The organism is Halomonas campaniensis (assembly GCF_014193375.1).
GTDB lineage: Bacteria > Pseudomonadota > Gammaproteobacteria > Pseudomonadales > Halomonadaceae > Halomonas > Halomonas campaniensis.
In genome coordinates this window covers 81311-99204 of sequence record NZ_JACHZF010000003.1, presented here as the reverse complement: position 1 = coordinate 99204, position 17894 = coordinate 81311, and the positions used below count along the sequence as shown (strand labels likewise).

Genomic DNA, 17894 nt, shown 5'->3' with positions numbered 1-17894 from the left:
AATCCTCAGCAAGGTTCCTGCCTGGCGTGCGGTCCATCGCGCCACGCCGCACGGCAGGCCGGGTGGCCCAGGGCGGTCACACCCTACTTTCCAAGAAGCCTGGAGATCGACCATGAGTCACTTCATTGATCGGCTGAACTTCTTCCGCAAGGCCCGCGAGCCCTTCGCCAACGAGCACGGCGAGACTCGCGAGGAGTCGCGCGGCTGGGAGGACGGCTATCGTCAGCGCTGGCAGCACGACAAGGTCGTGCGCTCCACCCATGGCGTGAACTGCACCGGCTCCTGCAGCTGGAAGATCTACGTCAAGAACGGCCTGGTCACCTGGGAAACCCAGCAGACCGACTACCCGCGCACCCGCCCGGACCTGCCCAACCACGAGCCGCGCGGCTGCCCGCGGGGCGCCAGCTACTCCTGGTACCTCTACAGCGCCAACCGCCTCAAGTACCCGCTGATCAGGAAACCGCTGCTCAAGCTGTGGCGCGACGCCCTCAAGGAGAAGCGGGACCCGGTCGATGCCTGGGCCTCCATCGTCGAGGATCCGGCCCGGACCAAGCAGTACAAGCGTGCCCGCGGCATGGGCGGCTTCGTTCGTGCCGACTGGAACGAGCTCAACGAGCTGATCGCCGCCTCCAACGTCTACACCGCCAAGCAGTACGGCCCGGACCGCATCATCGGCTTCTCGCCGATCCCCGCTATGTCCATGGTCAGCTACGCCGCGGGCAGCCGCTACCTGTCGCTGATCGGCGGCGTCTGCATGAGCTTCTATGACTGGTACTGCGACCTGCCGCCGGCCAGCCCCCAGACCTGGGGCGAGCAGACCGACGTGCCCGAGTCCGCCGACTGGTACAACTCCGGCTACATCATCGCCTGGGGCTCCAACGTGCCCCAGACCCGGACCCCGGACGCCCACTTCTTCACCGAGGTGCGCTACAAGGGCACCAAGACCGTCTCCATCACCCCGGACTACGCCGAGGTCTCCAAGCTCACCGACGAGTGGCTGTCGGTCAAGCAGGGCACCGATGCGGCCATCGCCATGGCCATGGGCCATGTGATCCTCAAGGAGTTCCACCTCGAGAAGCCCAGCGCCTACTTCACCGAGTACGTGCGCCAGTACTCCGACATGCCCTTCCTGGTGGAGCTGGAGACGCGCGAGGACGGCAGCTACGTGCCAGGCAAGCAGATGCGCGCCAGCGACTTCGCTGACGGCATGGGCGAGAGCAACAACCCCGAGTGGAAGACCGTGGCGTGGGACGAGACCCGCGACCAGCTGGTGGTGCCGCGCGGCTCCATCGGGTTCCGCTGGGGGCAGGAGAGCGGCGAGGAGGGCAAGTGGAACCTCGAGCCCCGCGACTCTGCCGGTGACGAGATCAAGCCGCTGCTGACCCTGGCCGACCACCACGACGACGTCGCCAGGGTCGCCTTCCCCTACTTCGGCGGGCTCAAGCACGAGCACTTCGACCACGTCGAGAGCGGCGGGGCCAGCGACGAGCTGCTCTTCCACAGCCTGCCTGCCAAGCGCCTGAAGAAGGCCGACGGCAGCGAGGTGCTGGCGGTCACCGTCTTCGACCTGATGTGCGCCAACTACGGCATCGACCGCGGGTTTGGTGAGGATGACGGCGCCACCTCCCTGGACGAGGTGAAGCCCTACACCCCCGCCTGGCAGGAGAAGATCACCGGCGTGCCCGCCGAGCAGGTCGCGCGCATCGCCCGCGAGTTCGCCGAGAACGCCGACAAGACCCGGGGCCGGTCCATGATCATCGTGGGTGCCGCGATGAACCACTGGTACCACATGGACATGAACTACCGCGGCCTGATCAACATGCTGATCATGTGCGGCTGTATCGGTCAGAGCGGCGGCGGCTGGGCCCACTATGTCGGCCAGGAGAAGCTGCGCCCGCAGACCGGCTGGACCCCGCTGGCCTTCGGCCTGGACTGGAACCGTCCGCCGCGCCACATGAACTCCACCTCCTTCTTCTACAACCACTCCTCCCAGTGGCGCTACGAGAAGCTCGAGATCAAGGAGATCCTCTCCCCGCTGGCCGACCACAGCAAGTACAGCGGCAGCCTGATCGACTTCAACGTGCGCTCCGAGCGCATGGGCTGGCTGCCCTCCGCGCCCCAGCTGGGTGCCAACCCGCTGCGCCTGGCCAAGGCCGCCGAGGCCGCCGGCCTGTCCACCAAGGACTATGCCGTCGAGCAGCTCAAGGCCGGCAAGCTGGCCTTCGCCGCCGAGGATCCGGACAACCCCCAGAACTTCCCGCGCAACCTCTTCATCTGGCGCTCCAACCTGCTGGGCAGCTCCGGCAAGGGCCACGAGTACATGCTCAAGTACCTGCTGGGCACCCGCCACGGTATCCAGGGCAAGGACCTGGGCGACTTCGGCGGCCAGAAGCCGGAAGAGGTGAAGTGGCATGACGAGGCGCCGGAAGGCAAGCTCGACCTGGTGGTGACCCTGGACTTCCGCATGTCCTCCACCTGCCTCTACTCGGACATCGTGCTGCCGACGGCCACCTGGTACGAGAAGAACGACCTCAACACCTCGGACATGCACCCCTTCATCCACCCGCTGACCGCGGCCACCGACCCGGCGTGGGAGTCGCGCAGCGACTGGGATATCTACAAGGGCATCGCCAAGGAATTCTCCCGGGTCTGCGTGGGGCACCTGGGCGAGGAGACCGACCTGGTCACCCTGCCGCACCAGCATGACTCCCCCGCCGAGCTGGCCCAGCCCGAAGTGCTGGACTGGAAGAAGGGCGAGTGCGAGCCGATCCCCGGCAAGACCATGCCGGCGCTGATCGAGATCAAGCGCAACTACCCCGAGACCTACGAGCGCTTCACCTCCGTGGGCCCGCTGCTGGAGAGCATCGGCAACGGCGGCAAGGGCATCAGCTGGAACACCGACTCCGAGGTGGAGCTGCTCGGCAAGCTCAACCATCGCAAGCTGGAGGGTTCCTCCAAGGGTCGCCCGCAGATCGAGACCGCCATCGACGCGGCCGAGATGATCCTGACCCTGGCACCGGAGACCAACGGCCAGGTGGCGGTGAAGGCGTGGGGCGCGCTCTCCAGGATCACCGGGCGGGATCACACCCACCTGGCGCATCCCAAGGAGGAGGAGAAGATCCGCTTCCGCGACATCGTCGCCCAGCCGCGCAAGATCATCTCCAGCCCGACCTGGTCCGGCCTCGAGGACGAGCACGTCTCCTACAACGCCGGCTACACCAACGTCCACGAGATGATTCCGTGGCGCACCGTGAGCGGCCGCCAGCAGTTCTACCAGGACCACGCCTGGATGCGCGCCTTCGGCGAGAGCCTGCTGACCTACCGTCCGCCGATCAACACCAAGACCCTGGTGAGCTTCGAGCAGCCGGCGGACAACGGCTACAAGAGCAAGGCGCTGAACTTCATCACGCCGCACCAGAAGTGGGGGATCCACTCCACCTACTCGGACAACCTGCTGATGCTGACGCTGAACCGCGGCGGCCCGGTGGTGTGGCTCTCCGAGACCGACGCCGCCGAGGTGGGCATCGAGGACAACGACTGGGTCGAGCTGTACAACGCCAACGGCTCCATCGCCGCGCGAGCGGTGGTCAGCCAGCGGGTCAAGGCCGGCATGGTGATGATGTACCACGCCCAGGAGCGCCAGGTGAACGTGCCGGGCTCCGAGGTCTCCGGCACCCGCGGGGGCATGCACAACTCCGTGACCCGGGTCTGCCCGAAGCCGACCCACATGATCGGCGGCTACGCGCAGCTCTCCTACAGCTTCAACTACTACGGCACCGTCGGTTCCAACCGCGATGAATTCGTCATGGTTCGCAAGATGAAGCACATCGACTGGCTGGATGGCGAGGGCAATGACTACGTGCAGGAGGCCGTGAAATGAAGATTCGTTCCCAGGTAGGCATGGTCCTCAACCTCGACAAGTGCATCGGTTGCCACACCTGTTCGGTGACCTGCAAGAACGTCTGGACCAGCCGCGAGGGTGTCGAGTACGCCTGGTTCAACAACGTCGAGACCAAGCCCGGCATCGGCTATCCCAAGGAGTGGGAGAACCAGAAGAAGTGGAAGGGCGGCTGGATGCGCCGCAAGGACGGCAAGATCGAGCCGAAGATCGGCGGCAAGTGGCGGGTGCTGGCGAACATCTTCGCCAACCCCGACCTGCCGGAGATCGACGACTACTACGAGCCGTTCACCTTCGACTACGAGCACCTGCACACCGCCAAGATCGGTGAGCACCAGCCGGTGGCGCGCCCGCGTTCGCTGATCTCCGGCGAGCGCATGAACAAGATCGAGTGGGGCCCGAACTGGGAGGAGATCCTCGGCACCGAGTTCGCCAAGCGCCGCAAGGACATGAACTTCGAGAAGGTGCAGGCCGACATCTACGGCCAGTTCGAGAACACCTTCATGATGTACCTGCCGCGGCTGTGCGAGCACTGCCTCAACCCGACCTGCGTGGCGAGCTGCCCCTCCGGCGCGATCTACAAGCGCGAGGAGGACGGCATCGTCCTGATCGACCAGGACAAGTGCCGCGGCTGGCGGATGTGCATCTCCGGCTGCCCCTACAAGAAGATCTACTACAACTGGAAGACCGGGAAATCGGAGAAGTGCATCTTCTGCTACCCGCGCATCGAGTCCGGGCAGCCGACCATCTGCTCCGAGACCTGCGTGGGCCGCATCCGCTACCTCGGCGTGCTGCTGTATGACGCCGACCGCATCGAGGAAGTGGCCAGCTCCCCGGACGAGCGCGACCTCTACCACCGCCAGTGCGAGATCTTCCTGGATCCCAACGATCCCGAGGTGATCGCCCAGGCGAGGAAGGACGGCATCACCGAGAACGTGATCAAGGCCGCCCAGGCGTCGCCGGTCTACAAGATGGCCATGGAGTGGGGCCTGGCGCTGCCGCTGCACCCGGAGTACCGCACCCTGCCCATGGTCTGGTACGTGCCGCCGCTCTCGCCGATCCAGTCCGCCGCCGAGGCCGGCAAGATCGAGTTCGACGGCGTGATGCCGAAGATCGAGTCGCTGCGCATCCCGGTGCGCTACCTGGCCAACATGCTCACCGCCGGCGAGGAGGCCCCCGTGGTCCTCGCGCTCAAGCGCCTGATGGCGATGCGCCTCTACATGCGCGGCAAGCACGTGGACGGCAAGCCCAATGCCGAGGTGCTGGAGGACGTCGAGCTGACCGAGGCCCAGGTGGAGGAGATGTACCGCTACCTGGCCATCGCCAACTACGAGGATCGCTTCGTGATCCCCACCAGCCACCGCGAGATGGCCACCGAGGCCTTCCCGGAGCGCGGCGGCTGCGGCTTCAGCTTCGGCGACGGCTGCCACGGCGAGAGCAAGCCGAGCCTGTTCAACGGCCGCTCCCAGACCACCACCCTGGTCAAGCCGGTGGAATCCTTTGATCCGCAGAGCGGGGGGCGGCGCGACGAGAAAGCCGAGGAGGTGCGTCATGGCTGAAGCAGCACTCAAGATGGCCGAGCCGGTCGTCGGCATGCGCAGCCTGCGCGTGCTGGCCCGCCTGCTCGACTACCCCACCCGGGAGCTCCAGGCCGCGGCCGGCGAGCTCATCGAGATCATCGACCAGGAGCGCCGCCTCGCGGCGCCCCTGCGCACCGCCCTGATGGACTGGTGCCAGCGCATTGCCGACGGCGACCTGCTCGAGCTGCAGTCCGAGTACGTGGCGCTGTTCGACAAGGGGCGCGCCACCTCGCTGCTGCTCTTCGAGCACGTGCACGGCGAGTCCCGCGATCGCGGCCAGGCGATGGTCGACCTGATGGACGAGTACAACGCCGCCGGCTTCGCGCTGGACGCCCGGGAGCTGCCCGACTACCTGCCGGTGTTCCTGGAGTACCTCTCGACCCGTGACGAGGGCGAGATCGGCCGCTGGCTGGGCGAGATCCGCCACATCCTCGGCCTGCTCACCGCGCGTCTCGAGGAGCGTCATGCCGACCATGCCCTGGTCCCGAGGGCGCTGCTGGCGCTGATCGGTGCCGAGGCCGAGGCCGACGCCCACCGCGAGGAGGTCCAGGCCGAGGCCCCCGATGACACCCCCGAGGCGCTGGATGCGGTCTGGGAAGAGGAGGCGGTGCGTTTCTCCGCCGAGTCCGACCAGGACTGCGCCCTGCAGTCGGCCGAGGGCCGTCGCCTGGCCGAGCGCAAGCAGGGCGTGCAGAGCGAGGCCGTTCGCATTCTCTCACCCGAGGCGATGCCTCCGGTGACGGGTCGTTAACAGGAGAATCACCATGTCCGCATTCGGCACCTATCTCGACCACCTGATCTACGGCTACTACCCCTACCTGGTCGGCACCGTGTTCCTGGTCGGCAGCCTGCTGCGCTATGACCACGGCCAGTTCACCTGGAAGACCGGCTCCAGCCAGATGCTGTCGTCGAAAAACATGCGCCTCGGCAGCAACCTCTTCCATATCGGCATCATCGTGATCTTCTTTGGCCACCTGTTCGGCATGCTGACGCCGCACTGGGTCTACTCGCCCTTCCTGCATGCCGGCACCAAGCAGCTGCTGGCCATCGTGGTGGGCGGCATCGCCGGGGCCATGTGCCTGGTGGGTGGCGCCATGCTGCTGCATCGCCGCATCTTCAATCCGCGGGTGCGCGCTTCCTCCAGCACCATGGACACCCTGATCCTCGGGCTGATCGTCTTCCAGGCCTTCCTGGGCATGATCACCATCATCTTCTCGCTGGGCCACATGGACGGCGAGATGATGCTGACCCTCTCCAGCTGGGCCCAGGCCATCGTCTTCTTCGGCGGCGGCGCGGCGGCCTACATGGAGAACGTCTCCTGGATCTACAAGCTGCACATCTTCCTGGGGCTGACCATCATCCTGCTCTTCCCCTTCTCGCGCCTGGTCCACGTGTGGAGCGTTCCGTTCGGCTATATCACCCGTCGTTACCAGCTGGTGCGCAAGAGGGGTTGATCGGTCGAGCCAAAGCGTTTCGGCAGGGGCGCCGGGGGCAGGCCGAAGAGGAGGTCCTATGCCAGGGATGGCATCGGTAGCGCCCAGGGATGGGTTCACAGCGCCTCCTCGCAGGCCTGCCGCCGGATCAGCCCCTCTCGCCGGCGCTGGGGACATGAATTGAGCTGTAAGGATTATTCACCATGCAGAAGATCGATATCGAGATGATTCCGGGGGGCGCCAGTCCCCCTCCCATCAAGGTCGGCGGGGCCACCATCGAGGAGGCCGCCATCGCCCAGGAGATGCAATTCCACCCGGCGGATTCCGCCGGCACCGCCCAGCTCAAGGCGGCCCGGGCGCTGGTGGTGCGCGAGCTGCTGCGCCAGCGGGCCGCGGCCCTCGGCCTGCTCGAGGCCTCCGCCGAGGCGCTCGACGAGGGCGACGCCGCCATCGCCGCCCTGCTCGAGCAGGAGCTCGACATTCCCGAGCCCTCCGAGGAGGACTGCCGTCGCTTCCACGCCGCCCACGCCGAGCGCTTCAGCGAGCCCACCCGTCTCAGGGTGCGCCATATCCTGCTGCCCGCCGCGCCGGACGACGCCGAGGCCCGGGATGCCGGCTACCGCCAGGGCGAGAAGCTGCTCAAGGAGCTCGCGGCCATTCCAGAGCGCTTCACCGAGTTCGCCATGCGCCACTCGGCCTGCCCCTCGAAGGAGCAGGGCGGCGAGCTGGGCTGGCTGGCCCCGGGGCAGACCGTGCCCGAGCTGGACCGGGCCCTTCAGCACCTGCCCGAGGGCCTGCACGACCGGCCGCTGGCCTCCCGCTACGGCTGGCACCTGGTCACCATCGACGAGCGCGTCGAGGGCCGCGAGCTGCCCTTCGATCAGGTCGCCGAGCGTGTGCGCCACAGCCTGCGCGAGCAGTCCACCCGTCGCGCGCTGCGCCACTACCTGCTGGTGCTGGAGTCGGAGATCGGCGTCGAGGGGGTGGCCCTGGATGATGACGCCGCCGGCAGCCTGATGCAGTAAGCCGAGGGCCGCCCGGCCCTCCCGTTTCGCGATTCCCCTTTGCATGCTGCCGCCCGCGTCGCGGGCGGTCAGGAGGACCCCATGGCCCACGTCCACGCCAACACTCCCTTCGCCCCGTTGGGCATCGCCGTGCTGACCGTCTCCGACACCCGCGGGTTCGACGAGGACGGCAGCGGCGACCTGCTCTCCGAACGGCTCACCGAGGCGGGCCACGCGCTGGTGGAGCGGCGCATCGTGCCCGATGATGTCTATCGCATCCGCGCGGTGGTCTCGAAGTGGGTGGTGCGTGACGACATCCAGGTGGTGCTGATCAATGGCGGGACGGGTTTCACCCCCCGCGATACCACCCCCGAGGCGCTCTCGCCGCTGTTCGACAAGGCCATCGATGGCTACGGCGAGCTGTTTCGCCAGCTGTCGCTCGAGAGCATCGGCACCTCCACCATCCAGTCCCGCGCCGTGGCCGGCCTGATCGACCGCACCCTGGTGTTCGCCATGCCCGGGTCACCGAAGGCGTGCGCCACCGCCTGGGACGGCATCCTCGAGGCCCAGCTCGATGCCCGCACCCGGCCCTGCAACTTCGTGGCCATGGTGCTGCCGGAGGCCAGGCGTTGCGGCAGCCGTCGGGCGGTCCCGGCGCCTCGCCAGGACGATGACGAGACCCGCCGCCAGGAGGCCAGCGCATGAACTGCGGATGCGCCGAGATCGCCACCCCGGGGCTGCTCGACCTCTTCGACGCCCGGGCGCGGATGATCGCCGCGGCCCGGCCCGTGGAGGGTACCGAGCGGGTCTCGCTGGCCCAGGCTGCCGGCCGGGTGGCGGCCGAGGAGGTGACGGCCAGCCTGGACCTGCCGGGGGTCGACAACAGCGCCATGGACGGCTACGCCCTGCGCCTGGCCGAGCGCTCCTCCGAGGGCCTGCCGGTGACGCTGCGCGTGCCCGCCGGGGCCGGCGTGATGCACCTGCCGGCGGGCGGCTGCGCGCGGATCTTCACCGGTGCGCCGGTGCCGCTGGGCGCCGATGCCGTGGTGCCCCAGGAGCGGGTGAGCCTGGATGACCAGGGGCGGGTTCACATCGAGGGCGAGCTCACCGAGGGGGCCAATATCCGCCGCCGCGGCGAGGAGACCCGGGCGGGCGAGCTGCTGCTGCCGGCCGGGGCGCGCCTCGACGCGGCGGCCATCGCCCTGCTGGCCAGCCATGGCATCGCCGAGGTGGCGGTGATACGCCGGCTCAAGGTCGCGCTGCTCTCCACCGGTGACGAGCTGATCGAGCCCGGTGCCATTCGGGTGCCCGGCCAGGTCTATGACAGCAACCGCGCCATGCTGACGGCGCTGCTGGCCCAGGCCGGCTGTGAACTGCTCGATTTCGGCGTCATCCCGGACGCTCCCCTTGACCTGCATCACGCCTTTGCCGAGGCCCGTGATACGGCCGATCTGGTAATGTGTACCGGTGGTGTGTCGGTGGGAGAAGAGGACCATGTGCGACCGGTCATCGAGCAGCTGGGCGGGATCGCCTTCCACGGCGTGGCCATGAAGCCGGGCAAGCCCTTCGCCCTCGGTTACCTGGGCGAATCGCTCCAGGACGGCACGCCGCTGATTGCCCTGCCGGGCAACCCGGTGGCCTCGCTGGTGGGCTGGCAGCTGCTGGCCCTGCCCTTCGTGCAGGGTCGCCAGGGGCGGACCCCGGCCCCGCTGCAGCGCTTTCCCGTCACCGCCGGCTTCACGCGGCGGGGGACCCGGGGGCGGCGCGAGCTGCTGCGGGTGGTCCTCGACTGGACGTCGGGGGAGCCCGTCGCCCGGCTGGCGGGGGGCCAGGGGTCGCACATGCTGAGCGCGGCGAGCCAGGCCCATGGCTACCTGGTGATCGATGCCAACAAGAACGTGGAGGAAGGCCATGCCTACGGATACTGTCCCGCCGTCCAGTTCCTCGACTGAGCTGCTCTTCAAGCCCCGCCAGCTGCGGGAACTGGTCCGCGGGGTGCCCTGGCTGTCGCACATCGAGGATGACGAGCTGGAGGCGCTGCTCCAGGACAGCGAGCTGCGCACCCTCAAGACCCGCGAGTGGCTGTTCCGCCAGGAGACGCCGGCCGACTGGCTGCATGTCGTGATCAGCGGAACCGTGCGCCTGGTGCGCAGCGCCGGCGACGGCCGCATGGCCACCATCCGCTGCGTGGAACGCGGCGGCACCCTAGGAGAGCTGAGCATGGTCTCCAGCGCCGGGGTCTACCTCTACTCCTCGGAGGCGCTGCGCCGCACCCACGTGCTGTCGATTCCCGCGGCCCGCTGCCGGGAGATCCTCGATCGCCAGCCCGCCTGCCGCGCCGAGTTCATGAGCCGCCTGGCCCTGGAGCTCACCGACCGGCTCGAGGACCTGGCGCTGCTGACCCAGGGGGATGCCATGTCGCGGCTGGTCAGCTACGTGCTGCGCCAGCTGCCGTCGGGGCGCTCGAAGGCTCCCCGGGTGGTGCGCCTGACCATTCCCAAGCGCTGGCTGGCGGCCCAGCTCGCCATGACCCCCGAGACCCTGTCGCGGCTGCTGGCCAAGCTGCGCGACAGCGGCGCCATCAACATCGATCGCCAGCGGCTCACGGTGCTCGACGAGCAGAAGCTGCGCGACTTCATGATGACCGACGACTGACGCGCTTCAGGCGTCGGCAACGCCACGCAACAGGGAGGCACCATGTCCCGAGCCACCAGCAAGCCCCGCACCCTGGTCTACTCCTGCTCCGGCTGCTCCGACGTGGCCCAGCTGGCCAACGACGTGGCGCTGCGCCTGGACCATGGCGGCGTGGCCGAGATGTCCTGCATCGCCGGCGTCGGCGGCGGGGTACCCGGCCTGGTGCGTACCGCCCGCTCGGGGCGCCCTATCGTTGCCATCGACGGCTGCCAGATGCACTGCGCCAGCCACTGCCTGGCCACTGCCGGCGTCACCCCCACCGAGCACGTGAAGCTCTACGAACGCGGCCTGCGCAAGCGCCGCGGCCAGTTCTATGACGAGGCCACCGTCGCCGAGGTGGCCGGCGAGGTGGCCGAGCTGATCGCCCGGCTGCCCATGGGCGCCGAGTCCCGGGTGGCGGAGCAGACGACATGAGCGCCCTCGTCGATGGCTTCGGCCGCACCGTTCGCTACCTGCGCCTCTCGGTCACCGACCGCTGCGACTTCCGCTGCGTCTACTGCATGGCCGAGGAAATGACCTTCCTGCCCCGGGCCCAGGTGCTCACCCTGGAGGAGATGGCCACCCTGTGCCGCGCCTTCGTGGAGCTGGGCGTGGAGAAGATCCGCCTCACCGGCGGCGAGCCGCTGGTCAAGCGCGGCATCGAGACCCTGGTCGGTGAGGTCGGTGCCCTGCCGGGGCTGCGCGATTTCGCCATGACCACCAACGGCGCCGGCCTCGTCAGGCATGCCCGGGCCCTGCGCGAGGGCGGCCTCAAGCGCCTCAACGTCAGCCTCGACACCCTGGACCCGGCGCGCTTCCGCGCCCTGACCCGCACCGGTGACCTGGCCAGGGTGATCGACGGCATCCGCGCCGCCCGGGAGGCGGGTTTCGAACGTATCAAGCTCAACGCCGTGATCCTCAAGGGGCACAACGACGACGAGGTGCTCGACCTGGTGGCGTTCGCCCGCACCGAGGGCGTCGACATCAGCTTTATCGAGGAGATGCCGCTGGGCCAGGCGATCGGCCACGACCGCGCCACCACCTTCTGCGGAAGCGACGAGGTGCGCGGGATCATCGAGTCCCGCCACGCCCTGGTGCCCACCACCGAGACGACGCTGGGCCCCTCGCGCTACTACCGCATGGCGGACTCCGAGAGCCGGATCGGCTTTATCTCGCCCCACAGCCACAACTTCTGCGACGCCTGCAACCGGGTGCGCGTCACCGCCGAGGGACGCCTGCTGCTGTGTCTCGGCAACGAGCACTCCGTGGACCTGCGCGCCGTGCTGCGCCGCCACCCCGGCGACACCGAGCGCCTCAAGGCCACCATCGTCGCCGCCATGACCAGGAAGCCCGAGCGCCACCACTTCACCACCGACGGCGAGGTCCAGGTGGTGCGCTTCATGAACATGACCGGCGGGTAGCGGGCCAGGCCAGCGGAGTAAGCCGACGGCCGGCCTGCCGATGGCCCCTGCCTGACCACATAGTCGAAACAGCGCTGAAACCTTCCACGGGGAGGCGCTGGCATTCTCGTCTACGTTATGGGAGAAACGCTCTCAGGGCCTGCGCCCATCAAACGCTTGAACGAGGAACAACAAGATGCTCAGGAAGACACTGCTTGCCGGTGCCGTGGCCGCCGCCATGGTCGCCTCCGCCGCCCACGCCGAGACCCTGCGCTGGACCCGCTCCGCCGACGGCCTGACCCTGGATCCCCACTCCCAGAACGAGGGGCCGACCCACGCGCTGAACCACCAGATCTTCGATACCCTGGTCTACCAGGACATGGACGTGGAGTACCAGCCGGGGCTGGCCACCGAGTGGTACGTCCACGAGGATGACCCCCACGTCTGGGTGTTCAAGATCCGCGAGGGGGTGACCTTCCATGAGGGCCAGGCGCTGACCGCCGATGACGTGGTCTTCTCGCTCAACCGGGCGCGCCACGAGAATGCCGACATGCGCGGCCTGCTCACCTCCATCAAGGAGGTGCGCGCCGCGGACGACACCACGGTGCACGTGGAGACCCACGACCCCAACCCGCTGCTGCCCAACAACTTCACCAACCTGTTCATCATGAGCCGGGCCTGGGCCGAGGAGCACGGCGTCGAGGAGCCGCAGAACTATGCCGCCGGCGAGGAGACCTACGCGGTGCGCAACGCCAACGGCACCGGTCCCTTCCGGGTGGTGAGCCGCGAGCCCGACGTGCGTACCGTGCTCGAGCGCAACGACGACTACTGGGGCATCGACCACTACCCCATGGAGATCTCCGAGCTGATCTTCACCCCCATCGAGTCGGCGGCCACCCGGGTGGCGGCGCTGCTCTCCGGCGAGGTTGACCTGCTCCAGGAGACCCCGGTGCAGGACATCGAGCGCCTGGGCAACGCGCCGGGCCTCAAGAACGAGCAGGGCGCCGAGAACCGCACTATCTTCCTGGGCATGGACCTGGGGTCCGCCGAGCTGCGTACCGCCGACACCGACGACAACCCCTTCGCCGACCGCCGCGTGCGCGAGGCCATCGACCTCGCCGTGGATCAGAGCACCATCCAGGTGGCGGTGATGCGCGGCAACTCCCAGCCCGCCGGGATGATCGCGCCGCCCTTCGTCAACGGCTACTCCGAGGAACTCGACGCGGTGCTGCCGGCCGACATCGGCCGCGCCCAGGAGCTGATGGCGGAGGCCGGCTACGGTGACGGCTTCCGCGTCACCCTGCAGTGCCCCAACGACCGCTACGTCAACGACGAGCAGATCTGCCAGGCGGTGGTCAGCATGCTGGCGCGCATCGGCATCACCGTGGACCTGGTGGCCCAGACCCGCTCGCTGCACTTCGCCGAGCTGGCCCGGGAGGAGTACGACTTCTACATGCTCGGCTGGGGCGTGCCGACCATGGACTCCGAGTACGTCTTCAACTACCTCTACCACACCAAGGCCGGCGACCGCGGCAGCTGGAACTTCACCGGCTACTCCGACGAGCGGGTCGACGAGCTGACCGTGGCCATGGGCCAGGAGACCGACATCGAGGCGCGCAACGCCATGATCGAGGAGGCGTGGCAGATCGTGCACGACGAGATCGTCTACATCCCGATCCACCACCAGATGCTCACCTGGTCGATGCGCGACGATATCGACTTCAAGGTGCAGAGCGAGAACACCCCGCACTTCAAGTACCTGAAGTTCAACGACTGATTCGTTGGTAACGCCCAAGCCCCCCGGCCGCCACAAGCGGCCGGGGGGCGCAACGCTGTGGTAATCCCATGCTCGCATTCCTGATCCAGCGCGTGCTGCAGGCCATCTTCGTGATGTTCGTGGTCGCGCTCATCTCCTTCTCGCTGTTCCACTATGTGGGCGACCCGGTGCTCAACATGCTCGGCCAGGAGGCCACCGAGGCCGACCGCGCCGCGCTGCGCGCCCAGCTCGGGCTCGACCAGCCGGTGGTGGTGCAGTTCTGGCAGTTCATCGTCAATGCCGCCCAGTTCGAGTTCGGCATCTCCTACCGTTCGGCGCGCTCGGTCAGTGACCTGATCCTCGAGCGCCTGCCGGCGACCCTCGAGCTCGCCATCATCTCGGCGATCTTCGCCGTGGTCATGGGCATCGTGCTTGGCATCTACACCGCCATCCAGCGCGGCAGCTGGCTGTCGAAGTTCATCATGACCGCCTCGCTGATCGGGGTGTCGTTGCCCACCTTCCTGATCGGCATCCTGCTGATCTACCTCTTCGCCGTGGAGCTCGGCTGGCTGCCGGCCTTCGGCCGCGGCCAGGTGGTCGACCTGGGCTGGTGGAATACCGGCCTGCTCACCGCCAGCGGGCTGCGCTCGCTGATCCTGCCGGCGATCACCCTGGGGCTCTTCCAGCTGACGCTGATCATGCGCCTGGTGCGCGCCGAGATGCTCGAGGTGCTGCGCACCGACTACATCAAGTTCGCCCGGGCCCGCGGGCTGTCGAAGCGGGTGGTCAACCTGCGCCACGCGCTGAAGAACACCCTGATCCCGGTGATCACCATCATCGGCCTGCAGCTCGGCACCATCATCGCCTTCGCCATCATCACCGAGACGGTGTTCCAGTGGCCCGGCGTCGGGGCGCTGTTCATCACCGCGGTGCGCTTCGTCGACGTCCCGGTGATGGCGGCCTACCTGATGATGATTGCCCTGGTGTTCGTGGTCATCAACCTGGTGGTGGACCTGCTCTACTACGCCGTCGACCCGCGCCTGCGCGTGCAGGGAGGTGCCAAATGAGCCAGGACGTGCAACGAACCGACGCCTCGCCCGTGGCCGCGAAGCCGCCGGGGGCCCTGCGGACCTTCCTGGCCAGCGACATCGTCTACTCCTGGAAGCGCCAGCCGGTGGTGATACTGGCCACCCTGGTGACCCTGACGATGTTCGCCGGGGCCCTGTTCGCCCCCTGGATCGCGCCGCAGAACCCCTTCGACCCGATCGAGCTGGAGCTGATCGACGCCTTCAGCCCGCCGCTGACCACCTCGGACTTCACCGGCAACTTCTACCTGCTGGGCAGCGACAGCCAGGGCCGTGACGTCTTCTCGGCGATTCTCTACGGCTCGCGCATCTCGCTGCTGGTGGGCTTCGCCGCGGTGCTCTTCGCCCTGGCGCTGGGCACCGCCCTGGGCCTGATGGCGGGCTTCCGCGGCGGCTGGCGGGATGCCCTGATCATGCGCATCGCCGATGTCCAGCTCACCTTCCCGTCGATCCTGATGGCGCTGCTGATCTTCGGGGTGATCCGCGGCTTCCTGCCGCGCTCGATGCACGCCGAGGTGGCAATCATCGTGCTGATCGTGGCCATCGGGCTCTCCGACTGGGTGCAGTACGCCCGGGCGGTGCGCGGCGCGACCATGGTGGAGAAGGGCAAGGAGTACGTGCAGGCGGCCCGGGTGATCGGCCTGCCGGACCACCGCATCCTCTTCCAGCACATCCTGCCCAACGTGATGCGCCCGGTGCTGGTGATCGGCACCATTGGCCTGGCGCTGGCGATCATCGCCGAGGCCACGCTGTCGTTCCTGGGGGTCGGCATGCCGGCCACCCAGCCGAGCCTGGGGACCCTGATCCGGGTCGGCCAGGACTACATGTTCTCGGGAGAGTGGTGGATCCTGCTCTTCCCCGGGGTGGCGCTGCTGCTGCTGGCGCTCTCCGTCAACCTGCTGGGAGACTGGTTGCGTGATGTCCTCAACCCCAAGCTCCGATAGAAAAGGCGTTGCCGATGCCGCCATGGGCCACAAGCCCGACGGCGAGCGGGAACCCGTGCTCAGCGTGCGCCGCCTGAGGGTGGAGTTTCCCACCCGCCATGCCACCCTGGTGGCCCTGGACGACGTCTCCTTCGATATCGCCCCGGGCGAGGTGCTCGGCGTGGTGGGGGAGTCCGGCGCCGGCAAGTCGATGACCGGCAACGCCGTCATCCAGCTGCTGGAGCCCCCGGGCCATATCGCCGGCGGCGAGATCCGCCTGATGGGGCGGCGCATCGACGATCTCGCCGAGGAGGACTTCGTGCCCCTGCGTGGCCGCCATATCGGCATGATCTTCCAGGACCCGCTGACCAGCCTCAACCCGCTCTTCTCCATCGGCGACCAGCTGGTGGAGACCCTCCGCGCCCACCTGCCGATGAGCGAGAAGCAGGCCCGCGGCCGGGCGCTGGAGCTGCTCACCGAGGTGGGCATCCCCGCCCCGGAGACGCGCCTTGACAGCTACCCCCACCAGTTCTCAGGCGGGATGCGCCAGCGGGTGGTGATCGCCCTGGCGCTGGCCGCCGAGCCGGAGCTGATCATCGCCGACGAGCCCACCACGGCGCTGGACGTCTCGGTGCAGGCGCAGATCCTCGCCCTGCTCAAGCGGGTCTGTGCCGAGCGCGGCGCGGCGGTGATGCTGGTCACCCACGACATGGGGGTGATCGCCGAGACCGCCGACCGCGTGGCCGTGATGTACGCCGGGCGGCTGATCGAGATCGGCCCGGTGAAGGAGGTGATCGGCCATCCCCGGCACCCCTACACCGAGGGGCTGATGGCCTCCATCCCGGGCCTGGCCGAGCGCCGCGAGCGGCTCTACCAGATCGAGGGGGCCATGCCGCGGCTGGCGGCGATCCCGCCGGGCTGCGCCTTCAACCCGCGCTGCCCCCACGCCGCCGAGCGCTGCCGCACCGAGCGCCCCGAGCTGCTGCCGGCCGGTGGCAGCCGGGCCGCCTGCTGGCTGCATGATCCCGACAACCCGCTGCCGCGCCGCGCATCGGCGGGTGACTCCCAGGAGGTGGCCCGATGAGCCAGATTCAACCCGCCCATACCGGGCCGACCCGGACCGCCGAGAGCGGCGAGGTGCTGCTTCAGGCCACCGACCTGGCGCGCCACTTCGATGTCTCCCGCCCCTGGCTCAACCGGGTGCTGGAGCGCGCCGAGAAGCTGAGCCTGAAGGCGGTGGACGGGGTGAGCTTCACCATCCGCCGCGGCGAGACCGTCGCCCTGGTGGGGGAGTCGGGCTGCGGCAAGTCCACCGTGGCGCGGCTGATCGTCGGCCTCTACGGCCTGACCCGCGGCCGGCTGGTCTTCGACGGCCAGGAGATCAGCGACCTGGCCGGCCGCTCGGGCCGCCAGGCCGCGGCGATCCGCCAGCGCTTCCAGATGATCTTCCAGGACCCCTACGCCAGCCTCAATCCGCTGTGGCGGGTGGGCACCATCATCGGCGAGCCGCTGCGCTTCTTCCGCCCCGAGATGGGCGCTACCGACCGCCACCGCCGGGTGGGCGAGCTGCTCGAGCAGGTGGGCATGTCGGCGGCGGATGCGCTGCGCTACCCCCACGAGTTCTCGGGCGGCCAGCGCCAGCGCATCTCCATCGCCCGGGCACTCGCCAACGAGCCGGAGTTCATGGTCTGCGACGAGCCCACCTCGGCGCTGGATGTCTCGGTGCAGGCGCAGATCCTCAACCTGATGAAGGACCTGCAGCAGCAGTACGGGCTGACCTACCTGTTCATCAGCCACGACATGGCGGTGGTCAAGCACATGGCCGACCGCATCGCGGTGATGTACCTGGGGCGCATCGCCGAGATCGCCCCCGCCGACCAGCTGTTCGCCACGCCGCACCACCCCTACTCGCGGATGCTGCTGGCGGCGGTGCCGTCGCTGGAGGGCGAGGGGCGCGAGCGCACCACGATCGAGGGCGAGGTGCCGAACCCGGTGCACCCGCCCTCGGGCTGCGCCTTCCATCCGCGCTGCCCCCATGCGAACGCGCGCTGCCGGGCCGAGGTGCCGGCGCTGATCGCGCGCAGCGACGGCAGCGAGGTGGCCTGCCACGCGGTGGAGGAGGGGCGCATCGGGTGAGGCGGG

The 17894-nt window shown here is 68.5% G+C and carries 15 protein-coding genes; all 15 read left to right on the top strand.

The genetic code is table 11. The features are described 5' to 3' along the window. Positions 1-112 precede the first annotated feature (112 nt). The 15 genes from BDK63_RS02405 to BDK63_RS02335 all read left to right on the top strand — a co-directional run bounded on the left by BDK63_RS02405 (position 113) and on the right by BDK63_RS02335 (position 17888). Positions 113-3880, top strand: a complete 3768-nt coding sequence (locus BDK63_RS02405; protein WP_183329730.1) for a nitrate reductase subunit alpha — start codon at positions 113-115, stop codon at positions 3878-3880. Beyond that, positions 3877-5457 carry a nitrate reductase subunit beta gene (gene narH, locus BDK63_RS02400; protein WP_183329729.1) on the top strand — a complete coding sequence of 527 codons (1581 nt, stop codon included), beginning with the start codon at positions 3877-3879 and terminating at the stop codon, positions 5455-5457. The genes BDK63_RS02405 and narH overlap by 4 nt, the downstream gene beginning before the upstream one ends. Then, positions 5450-6229 (top strand): nitrate reductase molybdenum cofactor assembly chaperone, encoded by a 780-nt coding sequence (gene narJ, locus BDK63_RS02395; RefSeq protein WP_183329728.1) that lies wholly within the window; start codon positions 5450-5452, stop codon positions 6227-6229. Before narH ends, narJ begins: the two co-directional genes overlap by 8 nt. A 13-nt stretch (positions 6230-6242) precedes the next feature. Further along, on the top strand, positions 6243-6932 hold the full coding sequence (gene narI, locus BDK63_RS02390; RefSeq protein WP_183329727.1) for a respiratory nitrate reductase subunit gamma: 690 nt from the start codon (positions 6243-6245) through the stop codon (positions 6930-6932). A gap of 182 nt (positions 6933-7114) precedes the next feature. After that, entirely contained in the window at positions 7115-7936 is an 822-nt protein-coding gene (locus BDK63_RS02385; protein WP_183329726.1) for a peptidylprolyl isomerase, read from the top strand. Positions 7937-8017: 81 nt separating this feature from the next. Beyond that, complete coding sequence (gene moaB / locus BDK63_RS02380; protein ID WP_183329725.1) at positions 8018-8620, top strand: molybdenum cofactor biosynthesis protein B; 603 nt, start codon at positions 8018-8020, stop codon at positions 8618-8620. Then, positions 8617-9867 (top strand): molybdopterin molybdotransferase MoeA, encoded by a 1251-nt coding sequence (locus BDK63_RS02375; RefSeq protein WP_183329724.1) that lies wholly within the window; start codon positions 8617-8619, stop codon positions 9865-9867. Before moaB ends, BDK63_RS02375 begins: the two co-directional genes overlap by 4 nt. Next, entirely contained in the window at positions 9827-10570 is a 744-nt protein-coding gene (locus BDK63_RS02370) for a Crp/Fnr family transcriptional regulator (protein WP_183329723.1), read from the top strand. The genes BDK63_RS02375 and BDK63_RS02370 overlap by 41 nt, the downstream gene beginning before the upstream one ends. A gap of 42 nt (positions 10571-10612) precedes the next feature. After that, complete coding sequence (locus BDK63_RS02365) at positions 10613-11023, top strand: putative zinc-binding protein (RefSeq protein WP_183329722.1); 411 nt, start codon at positions 10613-10615, stop codon at positions 11021-11023. Continuing rightward, entirely contained in the window at positions 11020-12009 is a 990-nt protein-coding gene (moaA, locus tag BDK63_RS02360) for a GTP 3',8-cyclase MoaA (RefSeq protein WP_183329721.1), read from the top strand. Before BDK63_RS02365 ends, moaA begins: the two co-directional genes overlap by 4 nt. A gap of 175 nt (positions 12010-12184) precedes the next feature. Beyond that, positions 12185-13765: an ABC transporter substrate-binding protein gene (locus BDK63_RS02355; RefSeq protein ID WP_183329720.1), complete on the top strand. Its 1581-nt coding sequence runs from the start codon at positions 12185-12187 to the stop codon at positions 13763-13765. 68 nt (positions 13766-13833) lie between these two features. After that, positions 13834-14811: an ABC transporter permease gene (locus tag BDK63_RS02350; RefSeq protein ID WP_183329719.1), complete on the top strand. Its 978-nt coding sequence runs from the start codon at positions 13834-13836 to the stop codon at positions 14809-14811. Further along, a complete protein-coding gene (locus BDK63_RS02345; protein WP_183329718.1) occupies positions 14808-15773 on the top strand; it encodes an ABC transporter permease in 966 nt (321 codons plus the stop codon). The genes BDK63_RS02350 and BDK63_RS02345 overlap by 4 nt, the downstream gene beginning before the upstream one ends. Beyond that, positions 15748-16836 (top strand): ABC transporter ATP-binding protein, encoded by a 1089-nt coding sequence (locus BDK63_RS02340; protein WP_183329717.1) that lies wholly within the window; start codon positions 15748-15750, stop codon positions 16834-16836. The genes BDK63_RS02345 and BDK63_RS02340 overlap by 26 nt, the downstream gene beginning before the upstream one ends. After that, entirely contained in the window at positions 16833-17888 is a 1056-nt protein-coding gene (locus BDK63_RS02335) for an ABC transporter ATP-binding protein (protein WP_183329716.1), read from the top strand. The genes BDK63_RS02340 and BDK63_RS02335 overlap by 4 nt, the downstream gene beginning before the upstream one ends. Positions 17889-17894: the final 6 nt, after the last annotated feature.

Excerpts from the sequence above, each read along its gene's own strand:
- moaA (WP_183329721.1), top strand. The coding sequence starts at position 11,020 with ATGAGCGCCCTCGTCGATGGCTTCGGCCGCACCGTTCGCTACCTGCGC.
- BDK63_RS02370 (WP_183329723.1), top strand. The coding sequence starts at position 9,827 with ATGCCTACGGATACTGTCCCGCCGTCCAGTTCCTCGACTGAGCTGCTC.
- moaB (WP_183329725.1), top strand. The coding sequence starts at position 8,018 with ATGGCCCACGTCCACGCCAACACTCCCTTCGCCCCGTTGGGCATCGCC.
- BDK63_RS02345 (WP_183329718.1), top strand. The coding sequence starts at position 14,808 with ATGAGCCAGGACGTGCAACGAACCGACGCCTCGCCCGTGGCCGCGAAG.
- BDK63_RS02365 (WP_183329722.1), top strand. The coding sequence starts at position 10,613 with ATGTCCCGAGCCACCAGCAAGCCCCGCACCCTGGTCTACTCCTGCTCC.
- BDK63_RS02340 (WP_183329717.1), top strand. The coding sequence starts at position 15,748 with ATGTCCTCAACCCCAAGCTCCGATAGAAAAGGCGTTGCCGATGCCGCC.
- BDK63_RS02375 (WP_183329724.1), top strand. The coding sequence starts at position 8,617 with ATGAACTGCGGATGCGCCGAGATCGCCACCCCGGGGCTGCTCGACCTC.
- narI (WP_183329727.1), top strand. The coding sequence starts at position 6,243 with ATGTCCGCATTCGGCACCTATCTCGACCACCTGATCTACGGCTACTAC.
- narH (WP_183329729.1), top strand. The coding sequence starts at position 3,877 with ATGAAGATTCGTTCCCAGGTAGGCATGGTCCTCAACCTCGACAAGTGC.
- BDK63_RS02355 (WP_183329720.1), top strand. The coding sequence starts at position 12,185 with ATGCTCAGGAAGACACTGCTTGCCGGTGCCGTGGCCGCCGCCATGGTC.
- narJ (WP_183329728.1), top strand. The coding sequence starts at position 5,450 with ATGGCTGAAGCAGCACTCAAGATGGCCGAGCCGGTCGTCGGCATGCGC.
- BDK63_RS02335 (WP_183329716.1), top strand. The coding sequence starts at position 16,833 with ATGAGCCAGATTCAACCCGCCCATACCGGGCCGACCCGGACCGCCGAG.
- BDK63_RS02385 (WP_183329726.1), top strand. The coding sequence starts at position 7,115 with ATGCAGAAGATCGATATCGAGATGATTCCGGGGGGCGCCAGTCCCCCT.
- BDK63_RS02350 (WP_183329719.1), top strand. The coding sequence starts at position 13,834 with ATGCTCGCATTCCTGATCCAGCGCGTGCTGCAGGCCATCTTCGTGATG.
- BDK63_RS02405 (WP_183329730.1), top strand. The coding sequence starts at position 113 with ATGAGTCACTTCATTGATCGGCTGAACTTCTTCCGCAAGGCCCGCGAG.